We start from the raw sequence: 22,711 nt of genomic DNA on the forward strand, positions 1-22,711 counted from the left end.
ACGGGGGTGGCAACGATCTTCCCGGCGCCCATACTCGGGGCATGACCTCGCGCTCCGCCCCTTCCGCCCCCGGCGTCCCGTACGGCGGCGTCCCGTACGACGCCGTGGTGCTCGCGGGCGGGGCCGCGCGGCGGCTCGGCGGCGCCGACAAGCCCGCCGTGCGGGTGGGCGGCCGGTCCCTGCTCGACCGGGTCCTCGCCGCCTGCGCCGGGGCCCGCGCCACCGTCGTGGTCGCCGCCCCGCGCCCCACCGCGCGGCCGGTGACCTGGGCCCGCGAGGACCCGCCCGGCGGAGGTCCGCTCGCCGCCCTCGACGCAGGACTGCGGCACACCACCGCCGGGCACGTCGTGGTGCTCTCCGCGGACCTGCCGTTCCTCGACGACGGCACGGTACGGCGGCTGCGCGCCGCCCTGACCGCCGCGCGGGACGCCGACGGCGCCCTGCTCGCCGACGCCGACGGCCGCGACCAGCCGCTCGTCGCCGCCTACCGCGCCGCCGCGCTGCGCCGCGAGCTGGCCGCGCTCACCGCCGCGCACGGCACGCTCACCGGACTGCCGCTGCGCCGGCTGACCGGCGCGCTCGACCTCGTCCGCGTCCCGGATCCCGTCGCCTCCTTCGACTGCGACACCTGGGACGACATCGCCACCGCCAGGGCACGCATCAGGGAGCATGGGCACGTGTTGGATGAATGGATCTCCGCAGTCAAGGACGAGCTGGGCATCGACCTCGACGTCGACACCGGTGCGCTGCTCGACCTGGCCCGTGACGCCGCCCACGGTGTGGCGCGCCCGGCCGCGCCGCTGACCACCTTCCTCGTCGGCTATGCCGCCGCCCATGCGGGCGGCGGACCGCAGGCCGTCGCCGAGGCCACCCGCAAGGCCGCCGCGCTGGCCCGGCGGTGGGCGGAGGAGGCGGACGAGGCAGCCCCCGGATCCGGCACGCGCCCGGACGCCGGATGACCGCCCCCGGCGTCCGGGCCGGCGAGGACGCCCACGACCTCGATGTCGAGGAGGCCCTGGCCCTCGTGAAACGCCCCGACGGCCGCGCTCCCGGCGAGCAGGCCCCCGGCGACCCCGGTGACCAGGACGCGCGGTCCGCGACCCGGCGCACCGCACCGGCGGCCCCCCGGCGGGACGCCCAGCACCGCGCCACCCCCTGGCCGCGGGCCCGGGCCACCGCGGAACGGGCCGGCCGCGCCGCCCGTGCGACCGCCGAGCGAGCCGGCCGGACGAGCCGTACGGCGGACGGAACGGCCGCTCCCGGCCGCTCCCCCGCCTCCGTGCCCCTGGACGCCGCCCTGGGCCTGGTGCTGGCCGCCCCCCTGGCCGCGCTCACCGACCTGCCCTCCTTCGACACCTCCGCGATGGACGGCTGGGCCGTCGCGGGCCCCGGACCGTGGGCGCTGCGGGCCGAGGGCGTGCTCGCCGGGCACGGGGAACCGGCACGGCTCGCCGACGGCGAGGCGGTGCGCATCGCCACCGGAGCCAGGATCCCGCAGGACACCACGGCGGTGCTGCGCAGCGAGCACGGCCGCACGGACGACAAGGGCCGCCTCCACCCCACCAGGGACGTCGGCCACGGCCAGGACATCCGCCCGCGCGCCCAGGAGTGCCGCACCGGCGACCAGCTCCTGCCGGCCGGCACGCTCGTCACCCCGGCCGTCCTCGGCCTCGCCGCGGCGGCCGGCTACGACACCCTCCCCGTGGTGCCCCGTCCGCGCGTCGACGTGCTCGTCCTGGGCGACGAACTCCTCACGGAGGGCCTGCCCCACGACGGTCTGATCCGGGACGCCCTCGGCCCGATGCTGCCGCCCTGGCTCCGGGCGCTCGGTGCGGAGGTCACGTCGGTCCGGCGGCTCGGTGACGAGGCGGCGGCACTGCACCGGGCCGTCACCGCAAGCGAGGCCGACCTCGTCGTCACCACGGGAGGCACCGCGTCGGGGCCGGTCGACCACGTCCACCCCACGTTGCGCCGCATCGGCGCGGAGCTGCTCGTCGACGGCGTCGAGGTGCGGCCGGGCCACCCCATGCTGCTGGCCCGCATCCGGGAGGACCAGCACCTCGTCGGCCTGCCCGGCAACCCGCTCGCGGCCGTCTCCGGGCTGCTCACCCTGGCCGAGCCGCTGCTGCGTGCTCTCGCCGGCCACCCGGCCACGGAGCGGTACGCCCTGCCGCTGAAGGACGGGGCGCCCGGACACCCGTACGACACCCGTCTCGTGCCCGTCGCCCTGCGCGGTGACCGGGCGGTGCCGCTGCACTACAACGGCCCCGCCATGCTGCGCGGGGTCGCGGCGGCCGATGCCCTGGCCGTCGTCCCGCCCGGCGGCGCCGGGCCGGGGCAGGAGACGGAGATCCTGGAGCTGCCGTGGGCGATGGCAGGCATCGGCGCGTGTTTCACGTGAAACACGCGCCCACCTCGCCCGTCCCCGGGGCATGTCGCCCGCCCGTCCCCGGGGCACGCCGTCCGCCCGCGGCCGGGGCGCACCGCCCCGGCCGGGCCTACTCCGCCGCCGCCTCCGACACCGGCCGGCTCACGGTGATCACCCGGTCCCCGGCCCGCAGCTCGGTGCGCCAGCCGACCGCGTAGTCCAGCCGCTTGCGGTCGCGGATGACGGCCAGCACCAGGTCGCCGCATTCGCGGGGAGTGCGGCCGACCTCCTCGGAGGCGACGGGCCGCTCGATGAGGTCCAGGCCGCTGCCCAGGGTCATCAGATCCTCCAGGGTCCGGGCCGCGGGCGGACTGGCCATGAACGTGCCCAGCAGCCGGCCGGCCGAGCTGGAACTCGTGACCACCGTGTCGGCACCGCTCTGCTTGAGCAGCGGCACGTTCTCGTCCTCCCGGACGGCCACCACGATCGTGGCGCGCCGGTTCAGCTGGCGGGCGGTCAGGGTGATCAGCGTGGCCGTCTCGTCCCGCTGCGGGGCGACGATCACCTGGGAGGCGCGGTGCAGTTCCGCCTTGAGCAGGGTCTCGGAGAGTGTGGCGTCCCCGTTGATCGCCACGAGCCCGTCGTCGCCGGCCGCGGTCACCGCCTTCTGCTGGGCGTCCACGACCACGATCCGGTCCTTGTCGATCCCCTGCCCGACCAGGGTCCGCACGGCGTGCTGCCCCTTGGTGCCGTAGCCGATCAGCACGATGTGGTTCCGGGTCCGGGAACGCCAGCGGTGGATGCGGACCTGCTGGCGCGTGCGCTCGGTGAGGACTTCGAGGGTGGTGCCGACCAGGATGATCAGGAACAGCACGCGCAGCGGGGTGATGACGAAGATGTTGGTGAGCCGGGCGGCGTCGCTGACCGGCGTGATGTCGCCGTATCCCGTGGTGGAGAGGGTGACGGTCGCGTAGTACGCCGCGTCGATGAGGTCGACGGAGCCGTCGGAGTTGTCGTTGTACCCCTCGCGGTCGAAGTAGACGATGACCACGGTGACGATCAGCACCACCATCGCGATGACCAGGCGCTTGATCACCTGCTGAAGGGGCGGTACGACGCTCTGCGTGGGCATCGTGATGGAACGGCCCGCCTCGGCGTCGTCCCGTGCCTCCTTGCGCGAGCGGTACCAGAGGGACCGCAGCAGAGGCATTCCCCTCTGGTGGAGCTGCGGCCGTTGGTCGCCCTTCATCGTGTGCCCCCTGTGACGCTGAACCGGACAGTCGGCACCATGGTTCCCGACGCGCACCCGTACGTCACAACCCACACGCCTGGAGGCATGTCTTGCGGGACCACACCGTCGTCGTCGGCTTCGGTACGAAGGGCCGGTCGGCGATCCGCGCCGTCTGCGCCACCGGGCTGAGCAAGGAGCGGGTCGTCGTGGTCGACCCCAGCGGCAAGGCGATCGACGCGGCGACGGCCGAGGGCTATGCCGCCGTGCTGGGCGACGCGACCCGCAGCGAGGTGCTCAAGCGCGCCGAGATCCAGCGGGCGGGCCAGATCATCATCGCCACCCAGCGCGACGACACGGCCGTGCTGGTGGCGCTGACGGCCCGGCAGCTCAACGCGCGGGCGAAGATCGTGGCCGCGGTCCGCGAGGAGGAGAACGGGCCGCTGCTGAAGCAGTCCGGCGCGGACGAGGTGATCACCAGCGCGGGCGCGGCCGGACGGCTGCTGGGCCTGTCCGTGCTGAGCCCGGCGGCGGGTCTGGTGATGGAGGACCTGATCCGGCAGGGCAGCGGCCTCGACGTGGTGGAGCGGCCGGTCACCCGGGCCGAGGTCGGCCTGCGCCCGCGGGAAACGCCCGACCTGGTGGTGAGCGTCCTGCGCGGGCACCGGGTACTCGGTTACGACGATCCGGCCGTGGGACGGCTGGAACTGACGGACCGGGTGATCACGATCGTCCCGGCGGCCGAACCGGAGACGGGACGCAAGGGCCTGCCCCCCGCCATGGGCCACTGAGCGGCCCCCTCCCGCGGCACCGGGCGGGCTGCCGGGACCACCGCACCGCACCCCACGGCTGCGGCCCGGCCCGCTCGCGCCGTGCCCGGCCCGCTCGCGCCGTGCCCGGCCCGCTCGCGCCGTGCCCGGCCCCGCCCGACGTGCCCCGGGGCCGGCCGCCGCCGTCGCGACCTCCGCCGCCGTTGCGACCAGGGCCCGCCGCCATGGCCGAGCCCCCGCCACCCAGTGGAGCCGCCCCGCCCGGCCCTGTGACCCACGCCCACCAAGAACCGGTCCCGCGCCTCAAGACCCGGTCCCGCACCCGGGCCCACCTGGACCCGGGCCCGCACCCGGGCCCCCGCGGCTACTTGCGGTTGTAGAGCCGCATCGTGATCGGCCCGAAGACCACCAGGAACAGCGCCGCCCACCCCAGCGTCCAGGCGATCTCGTCGGCCGGCCAGTCGCCCGCCATCAGGCCCCGCACCGCGGAGGCCAGATGCGTGACCGGGCTGTTGTTGACGAACGCCTGGAGCCAGCCCGGCATGGTCCGCGGGTCGACGAAGACGTTGGACAGGAAGGTCAACGGGAAGATCACCATCATGCTGACGCCCATCACCGACTTCTCCGTGCGCAGCATCAGCCCGAACATGGTCCAGATCCACGAGAACGCGAACGAGAAGACGATCAGCAGCGCAATCCCGGCGGCGACCCCGACGACTCCGCCGTCCGGCCGGTAGCCGAGGACGATGCCGACGGTGAGCATCACCACGGAGGCGATGGTGTAGCGCAGGGCGTCACCGAGGAGGTAGCCGACCATCGTCGACGGCCGCCAGATGGGCAGGGACCGGAACCGGTCGAAGACGCCCTTCTCGATGTCCGTGTTGACCGAGACCCCGGTGTACATGGTGATCATCACGACGGACATCACCAGGATCCCGGGCAGCAGGAACTGGATGTACTCCTTCGGCGACCCGGCCAGCGCACCCCCGAACAGGTACGTGTACATCAGCACCATCATGATCGGGAACGCGGTGACGTCGAACAGCTGCTCCGGCACGTGCTTGATCTTCAGCACGGCCCGCCAGCCGAAGGTCAGCGAGGCCGACCACGCGCTGGGCCGCGGCGGCCGTTCCTTCGCCACCAGCAGCGCGGCCAGCGATTCCGCGCTGACGGGGGCGAGTTCCCTGGTCTCCGTGGTCGTCGCGGTGCTCATGCCGCCACCTCGTCCTTCGAAGCAGTCGTGGCCGTCGCGGCCTGCGAGTCCTGGGTGTCGTGCCCGGTCAGGGCGAGGAAGACCTCGTCCAGGCTGGGCTGGCCCAGCGAGAAGTTGTCGACGGTGATCCCGGAGCGGGCCAGCTCGCCGAGCGCCCGCGCGGCCTGCCCGGCGGCACTGTCGTCGCTTGCCGCCGCCCCGAGCCGGGCGGTCAGCGCCACCGGATCGGGCTCCAGCTGCACCCGCGCGTCGAGCGTCCGGCTCAGCACCTGTGCCGCCTGCGGCCGCTGCTCGGCGTCGCGCAGCCGCAGATGGACGGATCCGGCGCCGACGGACGCCTTCAGCTCGCCCTTGGTGCCCTCGGCGATCACCCTGCCCCGGTCGATGACGGCGATCCGGGACGCCAGCTGGTCCGCCTCGTCCAGGTACTGCGTGGTCAGCAGCACGGTGGTGCCCTGGGCGACGACCGCGCGGACGATGTCCCACACCTGGTTGCGGCTGCGCGGGTCGAGGCCGGTGGTCGGCTCGTCGAGGAACAGCAGGTCGGGCGTGTTCAGGATGGACGCGGCGATGTCGATCCGCCGCCGCATGCCGCCGGAGTAGTTCTTGATCTGCTTGCCGGCCGCCTCGGTCAGCCCGAAGGCCTCCAGGAGCTGCGCGGCCCGCTCCCGGGCGGCCTTCTTGCCGTGTCCGAGCAGCCGGCCCAGCAGGACCAGGTTCTCGGTGCCGGTCAGGTCCTCGTCCACCGACGCGTACTGCCCGGTCAGGCTCACCCGGCCGCGCACGTCGTCCGCCTCGTGGACCACGTCGTGCCCGAAGACGCGGGCCTCGCCGCCGTCCGGCCGCAGCAGGGTGGCGAGCATCTTCACGGTGGTCGTCTTCCCGGCGCCGTTGGGACCGAGGACGCCGTAGACCGTGCCGGTGGGGACGGCGAGGTCGACGCCGTCCACGGCCCGGGTCTCGCCGAACGTCTTCACCAGGCCCACGGTCTCGATGGCCAGGCCGGCGGTGTGCTGGCTCATGGGTTGTCCTTCCGCGTACTCGGATTACGCAGGGGAAGACCTCCACGGTCGCGCAAACTCATCGCTCCCGCACACGAATTCGCACCGGCTTCCGCCCGAAGTCCCCGTCCCCTCCGACCCCGGACCGAGGAGTAGCGTCCCTTCCATGCATGCGATCACGATTCCCGAACCCGGCGGTCCCGAGGCGCTGACCTGGACCGAGGTCCCGGACCCGGAGCCCGGCGAGGGCGAGGTCCTGGTCGAGGTGGTGGCGAGCGCCGTCAACCGCGCCGACATCCTCCAGCGGCAGGGCCACTACGCGCCGCCGCCCGGCGCCTCCCCCTATCCCGGGCTGGAGTGCTCCGGGCGGATCGCCGCCCTCGGTCCCGGCGTCGGCGGCTGGTCGGTCGGCGACGAGGTGTGCGCCCTGCTCGCGGGCGGCGGTTACGCCGAGAAGGTGGCCGTCCCGGCCGGGCAGCTGCTGCCGGTGCCCAAGGGGGTGGGCCTGCGCGAGGCCGCCGCGCTGCCCGAGGTGACCTGCACGGTCTGGTCCAACGTGTTCATGGTCGCCCATCTGCGGCCGGGCGAGACGCTGCTGGTGCACGGCGGGTCCAGCGGCATCGGCACCATGGCGATCCAGCTCGCCAAGGCCGTCGGCGCCAGGGTCGCGGTCACCGCGGGCACCCGCGAGAAGCTCGACAGGTGCGCGGAGCTGGGCGCCGACATCCTGATCAACTACCGGGAGCAGGACTTCGTCGCGGAGATCCGGGAGGCCACCGGCGGCGCGGGCGCCGACGTCATCCTCGACAACATGGGGGCCAAGTACCTCGACCGCAACGTCAGGGCGCTCGCCGTCAACGGCCGGCTGGCGATCATCGGCATGCAGGGCGGGGTCAAGGGCGAGCTGAACATCGGCGCCCTGCTCGCCAAGCGCGCCGCGATCACCGCGACCTCGCTGCGGGCCCGTCCGCTCGCCGAGAAGGCGTCCATCGTGGCGGCCGTCCGGGAGCACGTCTGGCCGTTGTTCGGCGGCGGCCGCATCCGGCCGGTGGTGGACCGCGAGGTGCCGATGAGCGAGGCGCCGGCGGGGCACCGGCTGTTGGAGGAGAGCGGTCACATCGGGAAGGTGCTGCTGGTCACCGGGTGATCCGGCCGGCGGGTGCGGCCCGGCGGGTCAGATCTGCCCGCGCCGCACCCGCAGCCCGAGGAAGGCCAGCGCGAAGCCCAGCCCGATGAGCACCATGCCCGAGCCGAGCGGCAGGATCCGCAGGACGGGCTCGCGGGTCCGCTCCCGGTCGGCCACGACGGCCTCCGCGGGCTCGGCCTCCGGCGGCCCGACGGGCGCCCGGGTCGGCGGCCGGGCCGTCGTGGGCTCCGCCCGCGGCGCCTCCTTCCGCCCCGGCCGCTCCCGTCCCTCACCCGCCGGGTTCCCGGCGCGGCTGCGCGCGGGATCCGGCGCGGGCGCGGGCGCGCGGGCGCCGGAGAGGGGAGTGCGAGGGTCGTACGTCGGTACGGTGCCGTGTGCCGAAGGGCCCTGCGTCGAAGGGCCCAGCGCCGAAGGGCCCTGCGCCGACGGCCTGTGTGCCGAAGGGCCCTGCGCCGAAGGGCCCTGCGCCGACGGTCCGTGTGCCGAGGGCCTGTGTGGCGAAGGGCGCTGCGCCGAGGGCCTGTGTGGCGAAGGGCCCTGTGCCGAGGGCCCGTGTGCCGACGGTCCGTGTGCCGAGGGCCCGTGTGGCGAAGGGCCCTGTGCCGACGGCCCGTGCGCCGACGGCCCGTGTGCCGGACGCTCGTGCGCCCGATGCCCGTACGGGGAAACGCCCGCGTACGGCGACACGGGCGCGGACGGTACCGATCCCGGTACGGGCGCGGCCCCCGCCCCGAAGGACGCGGCCCCGAAGGACGCGGCCCCGAAGGACGCGGCCCCGAAGGACGCACCGCCCCCCGGCAGGACCAGCGCACCGCCCAGTCCCGCCGCGCACAGTGTCCGCAGCCATGGAGTCACGTCAGCCAGCGTCACATCTCCGGCACACCCCGGCATTCCGGATGCCGCCAGGCGGCTGGTGGGGCCGGGGCGATTCAGCGCACATCCCGGGTGGGAGAGAATGGCCGTATGGAGATGCCGAGGAACGAGAGGTCGCCTGAGAACTCCCAGCGGATCCTGGTCGTGGGCCAGGACGGCATGGCGCTCGGCGGCGGTGGAGACGACGACTCCCATGAGACCCCGGTGACCGACCAGGTCGAGCAGCCGGCGAAGGTCATGCGCATCGGCAGCATGATCAAGCAGCTGCTGGAGGAGGTGCGGGCGGCGCCTCTGGACGAGGCCAGCCGGGTGCGGCTCAAGGAGATCCACGCCAGCTCGGTGAAGGAGCTGGAGGACGGTCTGGCGCCGGAGCTGGTCGAGGAACTGGAGCGGCTCTCCCTGCCGTTCACGGACGACGCGACGCCGTCCGACGCGGAGCTGCGCATCGCGCAGGCCCAGCTGGTGGGCTGGCTGGAGGGCCTGTTCCACGGGATCCAGACGACCCTGTTCGCCCAGCAGATGGCCGCGCGGGCCCAGCTCGAGCAGATGCGCCGCGCGCTGCCGCCGGGCGTGGTGCACGAGGGCCAGGACGACCCCCGCGCGGGCGGCCGTCAGGGCGGCCCGTACCTGTAGCGCCGTACCGCGTCGAGAAAGGCCCGGCGTCCGCCGGGCCTTTCCGCGTGCCGGGGGTCAGGACGGCGGGTTCCCCGTGGAGACGTTCAGCTGGATGACGATCTTCTCGGTGGGGTCGATGTCCGTGCCCGCGGCCGGGAACTGGCTCATCACGGTTCCGTCGCCGTAGGTGTTCTCGTCCTGGTACTTGATTTCCTTCTGCCAGCCCGCGGACTGCAGACACTCCTGGACCGACGTGATGTTCTTGAACTGGAAGTCCGGGATCTTGACCTTGTCCGGGTCGTTGTACGACTCCTCGGGCTCGCTGCACTCGGTGGAGTCGATCGTGCGGGAGGTGTCCGGCCCGCGGTAGCCCGGCTTCTTCGAGTCCGTGGCCGTGGCCGTCGGCGTCGAGGCGCCGCCCCTGCCCTGGTCGTCCTTCTCGCCGCCGTTCAGGGTCAGCGCGGCGACCAGGCCGCCGACCGCCAGCACCGCGACGACGGCCGAGCCCGCGACGACCGCCTTGTTGCTCCTGCCGCCGGAGCCCGAGGCGCGCGCGGGGGCCTGCGGCGCGATGGTGTACGGCGGCGGCGTGGACGGCGTCTGCTGGGCCGCGTACGGCGACGGGGTCGGGTAGCCGCCCTGCTGCGGATAGCCGTACGACGGCTGGGGCGCCGGCGTCGGCGTGCCGTACGGGTTCGGGGCCGGCGCCGGCTGGTACGGCGTCTGGACGCCGCTCACGGGCGCCGGGGTGCTCTGGTCGACCGGCGGGAAGACGGCGGAGCCGACGCCCGCGCCGCTCTGCGCCGGGCTGCCCGCCACGATGCTCGGCGGGGCGGGCTGGAAGGAGGCGGCGACCCGCAGGCACTCGTCGCGCATGGCGACGGCGGTCGGGAAGCGCTCGTTGGGGTTCTTCTTCAGGGCGCGCGCGACCAGCGCGTCCACGGCCGGCGGCAGAGCGCGGTTGATCGCCGAGGGGGCGACCGGCTCCTCCTGCACATGCGCGTAGGCGATCGCCAGCGGCGAGTCGGCGTCGAACGGCAGCCGCCCGGTGACGAGCTGGAACAGCATGATGCCGACCGAGTACAGATCGGAGCGGGCGTCCACGCCGCGGCCGAGGGCCTGCTCGGGGGAGAGGTACTGGGGGGTGCCGACCACCATGCCGGTCTGGGTCATCGAGGTCACGCCGGACTGCATGGCACGCGCGATGCCGAAGTCCATCACCTTGACGACGTTCCGCTTCGTCACCATCACGTTGCCCGGCTTGATGTCCCGGTGGACCAGCCCCATCTCGTGGCTGATCTCCAGGGCCGCCAGCACGTCCGCGGTGACCTTGAGGGCCTGGTCGGCGGGCATGGCGCCGAACCGGCGGATGTCCTCCTCCAGCACCGAGCCCAGCGGGCGGCCCTCGACGTACTCCATGACGATGTACGGCGTGGTCATGCCGTCCACGTCGTCCTCGCCGGTGTCGAAGACGGAGACGATGTTGGTGTGCGTGAGCTTCGCCACGGCCTGGGCCTCGCGGCGGAACCGCTCGCGGAAGGCCTGCTCGCGGCCCAGCTCGGTGTGCAGCGTCTTGATCGCGACCTGCCGGTCGAGGACGCTGTCGTAGGCGAGGTGGACGGAGGCCATGCCGCCCTGGCCGAGCAGATCACGCAGCTGGTAGCGGCCGCCGGCGAGCGAACGCCCCGCGTACCGGTCCTGTGCGCCGTCCTGGCTCATGATCCGTATCCCCCGCTGTGGGCCTTCAGGCGCCGTTGATCGAAAGTGCTATTCCCGGCCAAGTCTGCCCCAGGGCACTGACACGTCAAGCTCGGTGCCCGTTCCGTGACCGTACGCGAAAGAAGCGTCGCGGAAGCGTTACAGCGGCCGTACGGCCGGTACACAGGATTTGCACGACCGCGCGGGGGCACGGTTTCATGACCGGTCCGTCTCGTGCCGGTCGCGGCGCCCGTCTCGGACCGGAGGCTTGCGCGGAGGCTGTAGCGTGGCCGACGGAGACCGTAACAACACCGCGCGCACCGCGGGCAGAAACGACGGCGAGGACTGATGGCACAGCAGCAGCGCGCTCAGGGCCCGTCCGACCCCGAGGCGACTGGCGGCGGGATGTCAGATGCGCCGGAATCGTGGGGTAACGGCGGGCTGGTCGGGGACGGCCGGTATCGGCTGACCCACCGGCTCGGCCGGGGCGGCATGGCCGAGGTGTTCGCGGCGGAGGACGTACGGCTGGGACGCACCGTGGCGGTGAAGCTGCTGCGTGCCGATCTCGCCGAGGACCCGGTCTCCAAGGCCCGCTTCACGCGCGAGGCGCAGTCCGTGGCCGGCCTCAACCACCACGCGATCGTCGCCGTGTACGACTCCGGCGAGGACGTCGTGGGCGGCCAGTCCGTGCCGTACATCGTGATGGAGCTGGTCGAGGGCCGCACCATCCGCGACCTGCTGCACAACGCCGAGGCGCCCGGACCGGAGCAGGCGCTGATCATCGTGTCCGGCGTCCTGGAGGCGCTGGCCTACTCGCACCAGCACGGCATCGTGCACCGCGACATCAAGCCCGCCAACGTCATCATCACGCACAACGGCGCCGTGAAGGTGATGGACTTCGGCATCGCGCGCGCCCTGCACGGCGCGTCCACGACGATGACGCAGACCGGCATGGTCATGGGCACCCCGCAGTACCTCTCCCCGGAGCAGGCGCTCGGCAAGGCCGTCGACCACCGCTCCGACCTGTACGCGACCGGCTGCCTGCTCTACGAACTGCTCGCGCTGCGCCCGCCGTTCGTCGGCGAGACCCCGCTGTCGGTGGTGTACCAGCACGTCCAGGACATCCCGACGCCGCCGTCCGAGGTCTCCGACGGTGCCCCGCCGGAGCTGGACGGCCTGGTCATGCGCTCGCTCGCCAAGGAGCCCGACGACCGGTTCCAGACCGCGGAGGAGATGCGCGGCCTGGTGCAGTACGCCCTCCAGATGCTGTACGAGCAGGGCAGCCACACGGGCACCTGGAACACCGGCCCCGTGGAGACGCACGACGGCCGGCACACCCCGGCGGCGGGCATGGCCGGTACGGCCGTGCTGCCGCACCCCGTGGACGCCTCCGGCACCTCCCAGATCCCGCAGCAGGTCATGCCGAACTACGGCGGGGGCCGGGACGACGGCGGTTTCGAGGGCCACGGCAACCGGGGCAGCGGCCGCGGCAAGCTGTGGATCCTCGCCGTCCTCGCGGTGATCGCCATCGCGGCGGGCGTCGCGCTCGCCCTCAACGGCGAGAAGACGAAGGAGCCGGGCACCGACAAGAGCCCGACCCCGACGGTCACCAAGAGCACCGGCAAGGAGACGGCCGAGGAGACGCCGAGCGACGACGCGACCCAGGAGACCCCGGACACCTCCACGGGCGACGGCTCGGGCAGCGGGGGCGGCTGGGGCGGCTGGGACCCGACGCCGACCCCGTCGTGGAGCCCGTCGCCGTCCTGGTCCGAGGACCCGACGGACCCGCCGACCGACACCCCGCCGACCGGCACCGGCGGCACCGACACGGGCGGTACCGACACGGGTGGCACCGACACGGGTGGCACGGAGGACGGCGGGACCGAGAACGGCGGCACGGAGAACGGCGGGACCGAGAACGGCGGCACGGAGAACGGCGGTGCCGACGCGGGGGTCGTCAGCGGCGCCGACGGCGGCGGCGTCTGAGTCCACGGCGCGCCCGCCCGGCCGCAGCGTGAGCGGCGGCGTCCGAGCCCACGCCGCCGCGGCGCCGGAGGCGGCGTCCGAGCCCCCGGCGCGCCCGCCGCACGCGCCCGCCGGCCGCAGCGCGGGCGGCGCCCCGCCGCGGGCGTTCAGTCCGCGAACGCCCCGCACACCGCGTCGTACTCCCGGGTCCACCACACGGCCAGCGCCGAGGCGGCCGGGAACTGGGGGTCCGCGCGGGTGTCGCCGCGCTCGTAGCGCCAGCGCAGCATCCAGAAGTCGTTGAGGCGTTCCCACCACACCCGGTGCACGGCCGCGGCCAGCTCGGACGGCGTCGCCTCGGCGGCCCGCCGGTACGCGCGCGCGTACGCCCGCACCTTGGGCAGGTCCAGGGTGCCCGCGGGCTGCACGAAGAAGATCGCGGCGGCGCGCACCGCCTCCTCCGCGCGGGGCTGGACGCCGAGCCGGTCCCAGTCGACGATCGCGGCCGGGGCGTCGCCCCGGTAGAGCACGTTGAACGGGTGGAAGTCCCCGTGCACCCAGCCCACCGAGCCGCCCCGCGGGGGCCGGCGGTCCGCGTGCCGCTCCAGCAGCGCGCGCCGCTCCAGGAGCCGGTGCCGGGCCAGTTCGTCGAAGGAGTCGGCGGGCCGGCGCCGGCGCACGCGCGCGAGGAGATCGTCGATGAGGCCGAAGGTGTCGGCGGGGTCGGCGCTGCGCACGGGGTGCGGGTGCTCGGCCGGGGCCGTGCGGCCCTTGGGGGGCATCACCCGCTCCAGGGTCGCGTGCACGGCGCCCAGCAGGGACCCGAGCCTGCCGCACTGGCCGGGGGAGAGCTGGCCGCCGTGGCGGTGCCGGCCGTCGATCCAGGGGTGCAGCGCGTACGCGTGCCCGCCGACCACCGCCACGGTGCGCCCGTCGCGTCCGGCCAGCGGCGGGGCGACCGGCACGCCCAGGTCGGCCAGCCGCTGGGTGGCGCGGTGCCGGCGCTCGATGGCCGCGGGGTCGGCGGTGTCGGGGTCGAAGTGGTGCTTGAGGAAGTAGCGGCCGCGGGTCGTGCACAGCCGGTAACCGCGGTTCAGCAGCCCCTGGTCGACCGGGTCGCAGGCGAGGGCGGAGCCCGCGCCGTACTGACGGAGGAGGGCGTTCAGCGGGGGCGTGAGGGGCAGGAGGGGTGGTACACAGGGGCGCGGCACGCGCCAGATGCTAGGGCACCGGAAGGGGCCCGTGAGCTGCGCGTTGTCACAGCCAGTCGTGGGCGATCACTTCCGGTCGTGCCGTGCCATTTCCTCAGGAGACGGCGGATGTGAATCGCGGTCAGTATTTCTCCGTCCGCTTTCGCGCCCCCCTGTGCGGCTGCCGGGGCGTGCCACCGCATGCCGGGTTTCCGTGAGCGCACGGAAACGCAATTTCTTGATCGTCTTTTCGCGGGACGTGGCCCTCCGCCGATCCGCCCGCTGGCCGGCCCCTCACCGATCACGCACCGATCAGGTCCGGAATCCATCGTTCCTGTTCTGTCCGATGCGTGCATTGGTCCTGGTCCCGGCCGTTCCCGCCCGCACGGTGGCGCCGGCTGCCGCGCGCCGCGTCCGGGCGCCGGAGCCGTCCGGGCGCCGCGTCGAGCCCGGCGCATCGGGACGGGTGGCCGAAAAGCGCACCGGCGCGCCGGCGGCCGTCCCCGCCTCGCCGACCGCCCCGGCGCCGTCCGCACCGGACGGCGTTCCGTGCGTGTCACGACGGACGACGTCGTGATCATCGAGGGGAAATACTCTGATTTTTCCGTCTTCACGCACGCGATCAGTCTCACACGAAACTCTTCCCGTGACCTGGGTGGCCGGGATAACGTGCCGGTGTTCCGGCCGCCTGCAACGCTGTGACCAGGGTTCCTTCCCGGCTTTTCGATTTACTTGGATTTCCAAGCAAAATCGCAGGTCAGGAGGGGTTTCACAGAAATGTGGAGCACTGGGTAACGTAATCGTTGCAGGGCGCTCGCCGGGGCACCTGTCACGCCTGTTCCCGGTCGAGTGGCACCCACCCCGTGCCCGGTGGTCGGAACAGGTGAGCCGCACTGGCCTTACCGGCGAACCCGGGGGCCGGACCGACGGAGGAGCACACGTGACCGTGGAGAGCACTGCCGCGCGCACACCGCGACGCAGCGCCAGTACGAAGAGCACGGCCGGCAAGCGCACGACCGCAAGGAAGGGCACCGGCGCCGCACCGGGCACCGACCCCCAGCTCGTGCAGCTGCTGACGCCCGAGGGCGAGCGCGTCAAGAACGCCGAGTACGACAAGTACGTCGCCGCCATCACCCCCGAGGAGCTGCGCGGTCTGTACCGCGACATGGTGCTCACCCGCCGCTTCGACGCCGAGGCGACCGCCCTCCAGCGCCAGGGCGAGCTGGGCCTGTGGGCGTCGCTGCTCGGCCAGGAGGCCGCCCAGATCGGCTCCGGCCGGGCCCTGCGCGACGACGACTACGTCTTCCCGACCTACCGCGAGCACGGCGTCGCCTGGTGCCGCGGGGTCGACCCGACCAACCTGCTCGGCATGTTCCGCGGCGTCAACAACGGCGGCTGGGACCCGAACGGCAACAACTTCCACCTGTACACGATCGTCATCGGCTCCCAGACGCTGCACGCCACCGGCTACGCGATGGGCATCGCCAAGGACGGCGCGGACAGCGCGGTCATCGCCTACTTCGGCGACGGCGCCTCCAGCCAGGGCGACGTCGCCGAGTCCTTCACGTTCTCCGCCGTCTACAACGCCCCCGTGGTGTTCTTCTGCCAGAACAACCAGTGGGCGATCTCCGAGCCCACCGAGAAGCAGACCCGCGTCCCGCTCTACCAGCGCGCCCAGGGCTTCGGCTTCCCCGGCGTCCGGGTCGACGGCAACGACGTGCTGGCCTGCCTCGCCGTGACCAAGTGGGCCCTGGAGCGGGCCCGCCTCGGCGAGGGCCCCACCCTCGTCGAGGCGTACACCTACCGCATGGGCGCCCACACCACCTCCGACGACCCCTCCCGCTACCGGGGCGACGAGGAACGCCTGGCCTGGGAGGCGAAGGACCCGATCCTGCGCCTGCGCCGCCACCTGGAGGCCTCGAACCACGCGGACGAGGCGTTCTTCGCGGAACTGGAGACCGAGAGCGAGACGTTGGGCAGGCGAGTGCGCGAGGCGGTCCGCGCCATGCCGGACCCGGACCACTTCGCCATCTTCGAGAACGTGTACGCGGACGGGCACGCGCTCGTCGACGAGGAGCGCGCGCAGTTCGCCGCCTACCAGGCGTCGTTCGCGGACGGACAGGGGGACTGACATGGCAGCGGAGAAGATGGCCCTGGCCAAGGCGATCAACGAGTCGCTGCGCCGCGCCCTGGAGTCGGACCCCAAGGTCCTCGTCATGGGCGAGGACGTCGGCAAGCTCGGCGGCGTGTTCCGGGTGACCGACGGCCTCCAGAAGGACTTCGGCGAGAGCCGTGTCATCGACACCCCCCTCGCCGAGTCCGGCATCGTCGGCACGGCGATCGGCCTCGCCCTGCGCGGCTACCGGCCGGTGGTGGAGATCCAGTTCGACGGCTTCGTCTTCCCGGCGTACGACCAGATCGTCACGCAGCTCGCGAAGATGCACGCCCGGTCCCTGGGCAAGGTCAAGATGCCCGTCGTCGTGCGCATCCCCTACGGCGGCGGCATCGGCGCGGTCGAGCACCACTCGGAGTCCCCCGAGGCGCTGTTCGCCCACGTGGCGGGCCTCAAGATCGTCAGCCCCTCCAACGCCTCCGACGCGTACTGGATGATGCAGCAGGCCATCCAGAGCGACGATCCGGTGATCTTCTTCGAGCCGAAGCGGCGCTACTGGGACAAGGGCGAGGTCAACCCCGAGGCCATCCCGGGCCCGCTGCACACGGCGCGGGTGGTCCGCGAGGGCACCGACCTCACCCTGGCCGCCTACGGCCCGATGGTGAAGACCTGCCTGGAGGTCGCCGGGGCGGCCGCCGAGGAGGGCCGGAACCTGGAGGTCCTGGACCTGCGCTCGGTCTCCCCGATCGACTTCGACGCCATCCAGGCGTCGGTGGAGAAGACCCGCCGGCTCGTCGTGGTCCACGAGGCGCCGGTGTTCTTCGGCTCCGGCGCGGAGATCGCCGCGCGGATCACCGAGCGCTGCTTCTACCACCTGGAGGCCCCGGTGCTCCGGGTCGGCGGCTACCACGCCCCGTACCCGCCGGCGCGCCTGGAGGAGGAGTACCTGCCGGGCCTGGACCGGGTGCTCGACGCCGTCGACCGTGCCCTGGCGTACTGAGGAGAGGGTCGTGACGACGATGACGGAAGCGTCCGTACGCGAGTTCAAGATGCCGGACGTGGGCGAGGGCCTGACCGAGGCCGAGATCCTCAAGTGGTACGTCCAGCCCGGCGACACGGTCACCGACGGCCAGATCGTCTGCGAGGTGGAGACGGCCAAGGCCGCCGTCGAGCTGCCCATCCCGTACGACGGCGTGGTGCGCGCCCTGCACTTCCCCGAGGGCACGACGGTCGACGTGGGCACGTCGATCATCGCGGTCGAGGTGGGCGGCGCCCCCGGCAGCGAGCCGCAGGCACCCCAGGCGACCCAGGCACCGCAGGCCGCCGGCGCCCCGCAGGCGCCCGCGGCGGAGGAGGCCGAGCCGCAGGGCCGCCAGCCGGTGTTGGTCGGCTACGGCGTGGCCGCCACGTCCACCAAGCGCCGCCCCCGCAAGGGCGCCGGGACGCCGGCCCAGCCGGCCGCGACGGCCGTCCAGGCGGAGCTGAACGGCCACGCCCCGCAGGCCGCCGCGCCCGCCCCGGCGCAGCCCGCCGCCTCGCAGCAGCGCCCGCTGGCCAAGCCGCCGGTGCGCAAGCTGGCCAAGGACCTGGGCGTCGACCTGGCCACGGTCACCCCGACCGGCCCGGACGGCATCATCACCCGCGAGGACGTGCACGCGGCGGCGGCGCCGCAGGCTCCGGCCGCCGTCCCGGCCCCCGCCGCCGCCCCGGCAGCCCCCCAGGCCGCCGCGGCCCCCGCCGCCGGATCCGACGCGGCGCGCGAGACCCGGATCCCGGTCAAGGGCGTCCGCAAGGCCACGGCCGCGGCGATGGTCGGCTCGGCGTTCACCGCGCCGCACGTCACGGAGTTCGTGACGGTGGACGTCACGCGCACCATGAAGCTGGTGGAGGAGCTGAAGCAGGACAAGGAGTTCAGCGGTCTGCGGGTGAACCCGCTGCTGCTGATCGCCAAGGCGCTGCTGGTCGCCGTCCGGCGCAACCCGGACATCAACGCGTCCTGGGACGAGGCGGCCCAGGAGATCGTGGTCAAGCACTACGTCAACCTGGGCATCGCGGCGGCCACCCCGCGCGGCCTGATCGTGCCGAACATCAAGGACGCGCACACCAAGACCCTGCCGGAGCTGGCCGAGTCGCTGGGCGAGCTGGTCGGCACGGCACGCGAGGGCAGGACGTCCCCGGCGGCCATGCAGGGCGGCACGATCACCATCACCAATGTCGGCGTCTTCGGCGTCGACACCGGCACGCCGATCCTCAACCCCGGCGAGTCCGCGATCCTCGCGGTGGGCGCGATCAAGCTCCAGCCGTGGGTGCACAAGGGAAAGGTGAAGCCCCGTCAGGTCACCACGCTGGCGCTTTCCTTCGACCACCGCCTGGTCGACGGCGAGCTGGGCTCCAAGGTGCTGGCCGACGTGGCGGCCGTCCTGGAGCAGCCCAAGCGGCTGATCACCTGGGCGTGAGCCGGTAGCGGCACATGAGGAAGGGGCCCGTCGCCGGGGAGGCGGCGGGCCCCTGTGCCGTGCGTGCGGCGCCGGGCGCGTCAGCTGATGCGGGCGTAGCCGTAGTTGATCAGCTTCTTCACGTCGGCGGTGCGGTAGGCCTCCGACGAGGAGGACAGGACGGTGCCCATCACCTGCTCGCCGTTGAGCGTGGCGGCGAAGACCAGGCAGTACTTGGCCTCGGGACCGGAGCCGGTCTTGATGCCGAGCGTGCCGTTCCAGCCGAGCAGCGTGTTGGTGTTGGCCCAGGGCGCCATCGTCCGGATGGCCCCGGTCTTGGTGATCGTCTTGGCCGTGTACGACTTCGTCTTCACCACGGCCCGGAACGTGCTGCTCTTCATCGTGCTGCGCGCGAGCTTCGTCAGGTCGCGCGGCGTCGAGTAGTTGGAGCCGTTGCTGATGCCGTCGAACGAGTCGAAGTGCGTGTTGGTCATGCCCAGGCTCTTGGCCATGGTGTTCATCTTGCCGATGAAGTTGGCGGTGCGGGCCTTGACCGAGGTGCCGGTGCCGAACTTGTCGGCGAGGGCCATCGCGGCGTCGCAGCCGGACGGCAGCATCATGCCGTAGAGGAGCTGACGGACGGTGACCTTGTCACCGACGATCAGGCGCGCCGACGAGGCGCCCTTGGAGACGATGTAGTCGCTGATCTCCTTCCGGATCGTCACCTTGGTGTCCAGGTTCAGGTTCGGCTGCGAGAGCACGACCTTGGCGGTCATGATCTTCGTGGTGGAGGCCGTGAGCCGCTTGGTGTCGCCGGACTTCGTGTACAGGGTCGCGCCGGTCGCGCCGTTCATCACGAAGGCGCCCTTGGCGGTGACGGTGGGCACCGTGAGGGCCTGCGCGGGGGCGGCGACGACCGCACCCGTGGTGATCATGGCGCCGGTGGCGAGCCCGACCGTGATGGCTCTGCGGACCCGAACGCCCGAAATGCTGCTCATCAAGAGAAATACCCCGAACTAATCGATAAGTCCCGTTTGTTGTGGCCGAGTTGAGAGGGGGCGCAACAGGGCCGCACAGGTGAGACAGCTGGGGGCGGGGAATGGTTGTACCGCGAATCCCGGGGCATTCGGCCGGTGTTCCGGCCGGCCTCCCGGCGGTGTTCCGTCCGCCGTTCCGGCCGGTGTCCCGGGTCCGCATCCTGGACGGCCGCCCCCATGCGTACGTGATGTATCTATCCTGTCGGCATGACCTTGGCAGCCGTGAAGCAACCGCCCGCCGCCGACCGCGTCTACACCCACGTCAAACAAGGGGTCCTGGACCGCCGCTACGAGGGCGGAACGCTCCTCACCGAGGGCGAGCTGGCCGAGGCCGTGGGGGTCTCGCGCACCCCCGTGCGCGAGGCACTGCTGCGGCTGGAGGCCGAGGGACTGCTCAAGCTGTACCCGAAGAAGGGCGCCCTGGTGCTGCCGGTCTCCGCGCAGGAGATCGCCGACGTCGTCGAGACCCGTCTGCTGGTCGAGGAGCACGCCGCCCGCAAGGCCGTCCCCGCCCCGCCCGCGCTGATCACCCGCCTGGAGGAGCTGCTCGCCCAGCAGCGGGAGCAGGCCGCCGCCGGGGACCTGGCCGCCGTCGCGGTCACCGACCGCTGCTTCCACGCCGAGATCGTCCGCAGCGGCGGCAACGGCATCCTCTCCCGCCTCTACGACCAGCTCCGCGACCGCCAGCTGCGGATGGGCGTCGCCGTGATGCACTCCCACCCCGACCGCATCGCCAAGAACCTGGACGAGCACCACGAGATCCTGGACGCGCTGCGCTCAGGCGACGCCGAGGCCGCCGTCGCCGCCGTCCACCGGCACGTCGGCTGGTTCTCGCACCTGGCGCGGGGTGAGGTCCGGTGAGCGCGCCGTCGATATCCCTGCCCGGCGATCCACCCGGCGGCCGGCGGGCGGTCGCCGTGTGGTCGATCGGCGTCGCCGTCTACTTCGTCGCCGTCATCTTCCGCACCTCGCTGGGCGTCGCCGGCCTCGACGCCGCCGACCGCTTCCACGTGAACGCCTCCGCGCTGTCCACGTTCTCCATCCTCCAGCTCCTCGTGTACGCCGGGATGCAGATCCCCGTCGGCCTGCTGGTCGACCGGCTCGGCACCAGGAAGGTGCTGGCCATCGGGGTGGTCCTGTTCACGGCCGGCCAGCTCGGCTTCGCCTTCTCCCCGTCGTACGGCATGGCGCTCGCCTCGCGCGCCCTGCTGGGCTGCGGTGACGCGATGACCTTCATCAGCGTGCTGCGGCTCGGCAGCCGCTGGTTCCCGGCCCGGCGCGGACCGCTGGTCGCACAGCTCGCCGGGCTCGCCGGCATGGCGGGCAACCTGGTGTCCACCCTGGTCCTCGCCCGGCTGCTGCACGGCATCGGCTGGACGCAGGCCTTCGCCGGCAGCGCCCTCGCCGGCGTGGTCGTCCTGGTCCTGCTGCTGCTCTTCCTGAAGGACCACCCCGAGGGCCACGAGCCGGAACCGGTCTCGCACCGGGGAACGGCCTACGTCCGGCGGCAGATCGCCGAGTCCTGGCGGGAGCCCGGCACCCGGCTCGGCCTGTGGGTGCACTTCACCACGCAGTTCCCCGCGATGGTGTTCCTGCTGCTGTGGGGCATGCCGTTCCTGGTCGAGGCGCAGGGCCTGAGCCGGGCCACCGCGGGTGAGCTGCTGACCCTGGTCGTGCTGTCCAACATGGCGATCGGCCTGGTCTACGGCCAGATCGTGGCCCGGCACCACGGGGCGCGGCTGCCGCTCGCGCTCGGCACGATCGCGGCGACGGCGCTGCTGTGGGCGACCACGCTGGCCTGGCCCGGCGCGCGGGCGCCGATGTGGCTGCTGGTCGCGCTGTGCGCGGTGCTCGGCGCCTGCGGGCCCGCCTCCATGATCGGCTTCGATTTCGCCCGCCCGGCGAACCCGCCGGAGCGCCAGGGCACGGCGTCCGGCATCACCAACATGGGCGGGTTCGTCGCCTCGATGACGACCCTGTTCGCGGTCGGGGTGCTGCTGGACGCCACCGGGGACGACTACACCGTCGCCTTCTCCTCCGTCTTCCTGCTCCAGGCCCTCGGTGTCGGCCAGATCCTGCGGCTGCGCGGGCGGGCGGCGCGCCGGGAGCGGGAGCGGCTGGTGACGAGCCGGGTGGAGGCGGTGCACGTGCCGGCGTGAACCGGCAGCGTCAGCGCGCCACCGGGACCAGCGTGAGGTAGGCCAGGCCCAGCACCCCGCGGTAGTGCATCCACCGGGAGCGGTGCCGGTCGGCCCGCTCGCGGGTCCCGGCCGCCAGCGGATGTCCCGGATTGCGGGCCAGCCACACCTCCACGTCCGCCTGGTACGCCGACTCGAACTCCTCCCACTCCTCCGTGCTCGCCGTCTCCGTCCACTCCGGACGGAACCCCGCCTCGACGGCCAGATCGAGCAGCGTCGCCAGGTCGGTGTGGTCGGCGGCGGTGGCGTGCGGCCACATCCCCGCGAGTTCGCCGGGCGCCGGGGTCCGCTGCCAGAATCCCTCGCCGAGCAGCACCCGCCCGTCGTCGGTGACCAGGCCGCGCAGGGCGCGCAGGGCCCGCGGCAGGTGCTCGGGCGGCTCCACGGTGGTCAGGGCCTGGCTGGAGCCGACGCACAGCACCAGATCGGCGGGCCCGCGCCCGGTGTCCACGGCGGTCTCCTCGGCGAACGTCACCCGCTCGGCGAGCCCCCGTTCGCGCGCGGCGCGGCGGGCCCGGGCGAGGTCGTCACCGTCGAGGTCGACACCGGTGCCGGTGGCCCCGGGGACGGCGGCGAGGACGCGCAGCAGCAGCTCGGCCCAGCCGCAGCCGACGTCCAGGACGCTCGCCGGAGCGTTCGCGGCCAGCCGCCGTACGAGCGCGTCCGCCCGCCGCTCGGAGAGGGGGCCGTGGAAGACGAGCCGGGTCAGCCGTGGCGGACCCGCCACCGGGGGGACGGGGACCGCGGGGGAGGACGCCGCACCGGGCGAGGACGTATCGGGCGAGGGGGTATCGGGCATGGCCCGGACGCTACGGTGCGCGGACGGCGACCGGTAGCGGATATCCGCCCGGCGGCACCGC

At 73.3% G+C, this 22,711-nt stretch carries 19 protein-coding genes and 1 pseudogene; 11 read left to right on the top strand and 9 right to left on the bottom strand.

Annotated features, from left to right (window positions below; translation table 11 throughout):
• Window positions 1–41: 41 nt before the first annotated feature.
• Window positions 42–959, top strand: a complete 918-nt coding sequence (locus SGLAU_RS17310; RefSeq protein WP_043502540.1) for an NTP transferase domain-containing protein — start codon at window positions 42–44, stop codon at window positions 957–959.
• Entirely contained in the window at window positions 956–2,401 is a 1,446-nt protein-coding gene (locus tag SGLAU_RS17315; protein WP_043502542.1) for a molybdopterin molybdotransferase MoeA, read from the top strand. The genes SGLAU_RS17310 and SGLAU_RS17315 overlap by 4 nt, the downstream gene beginning before the upstream one ends.
• Before the next feature lie 97 nt (window positions 2,402–2,498).
• Here the strand turns inward: SGLAU_RS17315 and SGLAU_RS17320 are convergent, their stop codons facing one another.
• A complete protein-coding gene (locus tag SGLAU_RS17320; RefSeq protein ID WP_244315226.1) occupies window positions 2,499–3,578 on the bottom strand; it encodes a potassium channel family protein in 1,080 nt (359 codons plus the stop codon).
• A 119-nt stretch (window positions 3,579–3,697) separates the two neighbouring features.
• Between SGLAU_RS17320 and SGLAU_RS17325 the strand changes: the two are divergent.
• A pseudogene (locus tag SGLAU_RS17325) lies at window positions 3,698–4,387 on the top strand (potassium channel family protein); the annotation flags it as partial.
• Window positions 4,388–4,730: 343 nt separating this feature from the next.
• On the opposite strand, the gene SGLAU_RS17330 reads toward SGLAU_RS17325, so the two are convergent.
• Window positions 4,731–5,579 carry an ABC transporter permease gene (locus SGLAU_RS17330; protein WP_043502545.1) on the bottom strand — a complete coding sequence of 283 codons (849 nt, stop codon included), beginning with the start codon at window positions 5,577–5,579 and terminating at the stop codon, window positions 4,731–4,733.
• Window positions 5,576–6,601, bottom strand: coding sequence for a daunorubicin resistance protein DrrA family ABC transporter ATP-binding protein (locus tag SGLAU_RS17335; protein WP_043502548.1), 1,026 nt, complete (start codon window positions 6,599–6,601; stop codon window positions 5,576–5,578). Before SGLAU_RS17335 ends, SGLAU_RS17330 begins: the two co-directional genes overlap by 4 nt.
• Before the next feature lie 145 nt (window positions 6,602–6,746).
• On the opposite strand from SGLAU_RS17335, the gene SGLAU_RS17340 reads away from it, so the two are divergent.
• A complete protein-coding gene (locus SGLAU_RS17340; protein WP_043502550.1) occupies window positions 6,747–7,727 on the top strand; it encodes an NAD(P)H-quinone oxidoreductase in 981 nt (326 codons plus the stop codon).
• A 27-nt stretch (window positions 7,728–7,754) separates the two neighbouring features.
• On the opposite strand, the gene SGLAU_RS36715 is transcribed toward SGLAU_RS17340, so the two are convergent.
• A complete protein-coding gene (locus SGLAU_RS36715) occupies window positions 7,755–7,883 on the bottom strand; it encodes a hypothetical protein (protein ID WP_279628004.1) in 129 nt (42 codons plus the stop codon).
• Between the two features lie 807 nt (window positions 7,884–8,690).
• On the opposite strand from SGLAU_RS36715, the gene SGLAU_RS17350 reads away from it, so the two are divergent.
• Window positions 8,691–9,233: a bacterial proteasome activator family protein gene (locus SGLAU_RS17350; protein WP_043502552.1), complete on the top strand. Its 543-nt coding sequence runs from the start codon at window positions 8,691–8,693 to the stop codon at window positions 9,231–9,233.
• Between the two features lie 57 nt (window positions 9,234–9,290).
• Here the strand turns inward: SGLAU_RS17350 and SGLAU_RS17355 are convergent, their stop codons facing one another.
• Complete coding sequence (locus tag SGLAU_RS17355; RefSeq protein WP_043502554.1) at window positions 9,291–10,934, bottom strand: protein kinase domain-containing protein; 1,644 nt, start codon at window positions 10,932–10,934, stop codon at window positions 9,291–9,293.
• A gap of 327 nt (window positions 10,935–11,261) precedes the next feature.
• Between SGLAU_RS17355 and SGLAU_RS17360 the strand changes: the two genes are divergently transcribed.
• Complete coding sequence (locus tag SGLAU_RS17360) at window positions 11,262–12,899, top strand: protein kinase domain-containing protein (protein WP_078957756.1); 1,638 nt, start codon at window positions 11,262–11,264, stop codon at window positions 12,897–12,899.
• A 146-nt stretch (window positions 12,900–13,045) separates the two neighbouring features.
• Here SGLAU_RS17360 and SGLAU_RS17365 read toward each other — a convergent pair whose 3' ends face one another.
• Window positions 13,046–14,089, bottom strand: a complete 1,044-nt coding sequence (locus tag SGLAU_RS17365) for a phosphotransferase (RefSeq protein ID WP_412556235.1) — start codon at window positions 14,087–14,089, stop codon at window positions 13,046–13,048.
• Between the two features lie 291 nt (window positions 14,090–14,380).
• Window positions 14,381–14,686: a hypothetical protein gene (locus tag SGLAU_RS36950; RefSeq protein WP_159072785.1), complete on the bottom strand. Its 306-nt coding sequence runs from the start codon at window positions 14,684–14,686 to the stop codon at window positions 14,381–14,383.
• Between the two features lie 322 nt (window positions 14,687–15,008).
• On the opposite strand from SGLAU_RS36950, the gene pdhA reads away from it, so the two are divergent.
• The 3 genes from pdhA to SGLAU_RS17380 are packed head-to-tail and all read left to right on the top strand — an operon-like array spanning window position 15,009 to window position 18,637.
• The gene (pdhA, locus tag SGLAU_RS17370; protein WP_043502559.1) at window positions 15,009–16,199 is read left to right on the top strand and encodes a pyruvate dehydrogenase (acetyl-transferring) E1 component subunit alpha; all 1,191 of its coding nucleotides are present in this window, start codon (window positions 15,009–15,011) and stop codon (window positions 16,197–16,199) included.
• Window position 16,200: 1 nt separating this feature from the next.
• Window positions 16,201–17,181: an alpha-ketoacid dehydrogenase subunit beta gene (locus tag SGLAU_RS17375; protein WP_052413799.1), complete on the top strand. Its 981-nt coding sequence runs from the start codon at window positions 16,201–16,203 to the stop codon at window positions 17,179–17,181.
• 10 nt (window positions 17,182–17,191) lie between these two features.
• A complete protein-coding gene (locus tag SGLAU_RS17380; RefSeq protein WP_043502561.1) occupies window positions 17,192–18,637 on the top strand; it encodes a dihydrolipoamide acetyltransferase family protein in 1,446 nt (481 codons plus the stop codon).
• Between the two features lie 80 nt (window positions 18,638–18,717).
• Here SGLAU_RS17380 and SGLAU_RS17385 read toward each other — a convergent pair whose 3' ends face one another.
• A complete protein-coding gene (locus SGLAU_RS17385) occupies window positions 18,718–19,614 on the bottom strand; it encodes a D-alanyl-D-alanine carboxypeptidase family protein (protein WP_078957757.1) in 897 nt (298 codons plus the stop codon).
• Between the two features lie 246 nt (window positions 19,615–19,860).
• On the opposite strand from SGLAU_RS17385, the gene SGLAU_RS17390 reads away from it, so the two are divergent.
• Window positions 19,861–20,514, top strand: coding sequence for a GntR family transcriptional regulator (locus tag SGLAU_RS17390; protein WP_043502565.1), 654 nt, complete (start codon window positions 19,861–19,863; stop codon window positions 20,512–20,514).
• Entirely contained in the window at window positions 20,511–21,812 is a 1,302-nt protein-coding gene (locus SGLAU_RS17395; RefSeq protein WP_043502567.1) for an MFS transporter, read from the top strand. Before SGLAU_RS17390 ends, SGLAU_RS17395 begins: the two co-directional genes overlap by 4 nt.
• 10 nt (window positions 21,813–21,822) lie before the next feature.
• Here SGLAU_RS17395 and SGLAU_RS17400 read toward each other — a convergent pair whose 3' ends face one another.
• Window positions 21,823–22,650, bottom strand: coding sequence for an SAM-dependent methyltransferase (locus SGLAU_RS17400; protein WP_078957758.1), 828 nt, complete (start codon window positions 22,648–22,650; stop codon window positions 21,823–21,825).
• Window positions 22,651–22,711: the final 61 nt, after the last annotated feature.

This window comes from Streptomyces glaucescens (genome assembly GCF_000761215.1).
Lineage (GTDB): Bacteria > Actinomycetota > Actinomycetes > Streptomycetales > Streptomycetaceae > Streptomyces > Streptomyces glaucescens_B.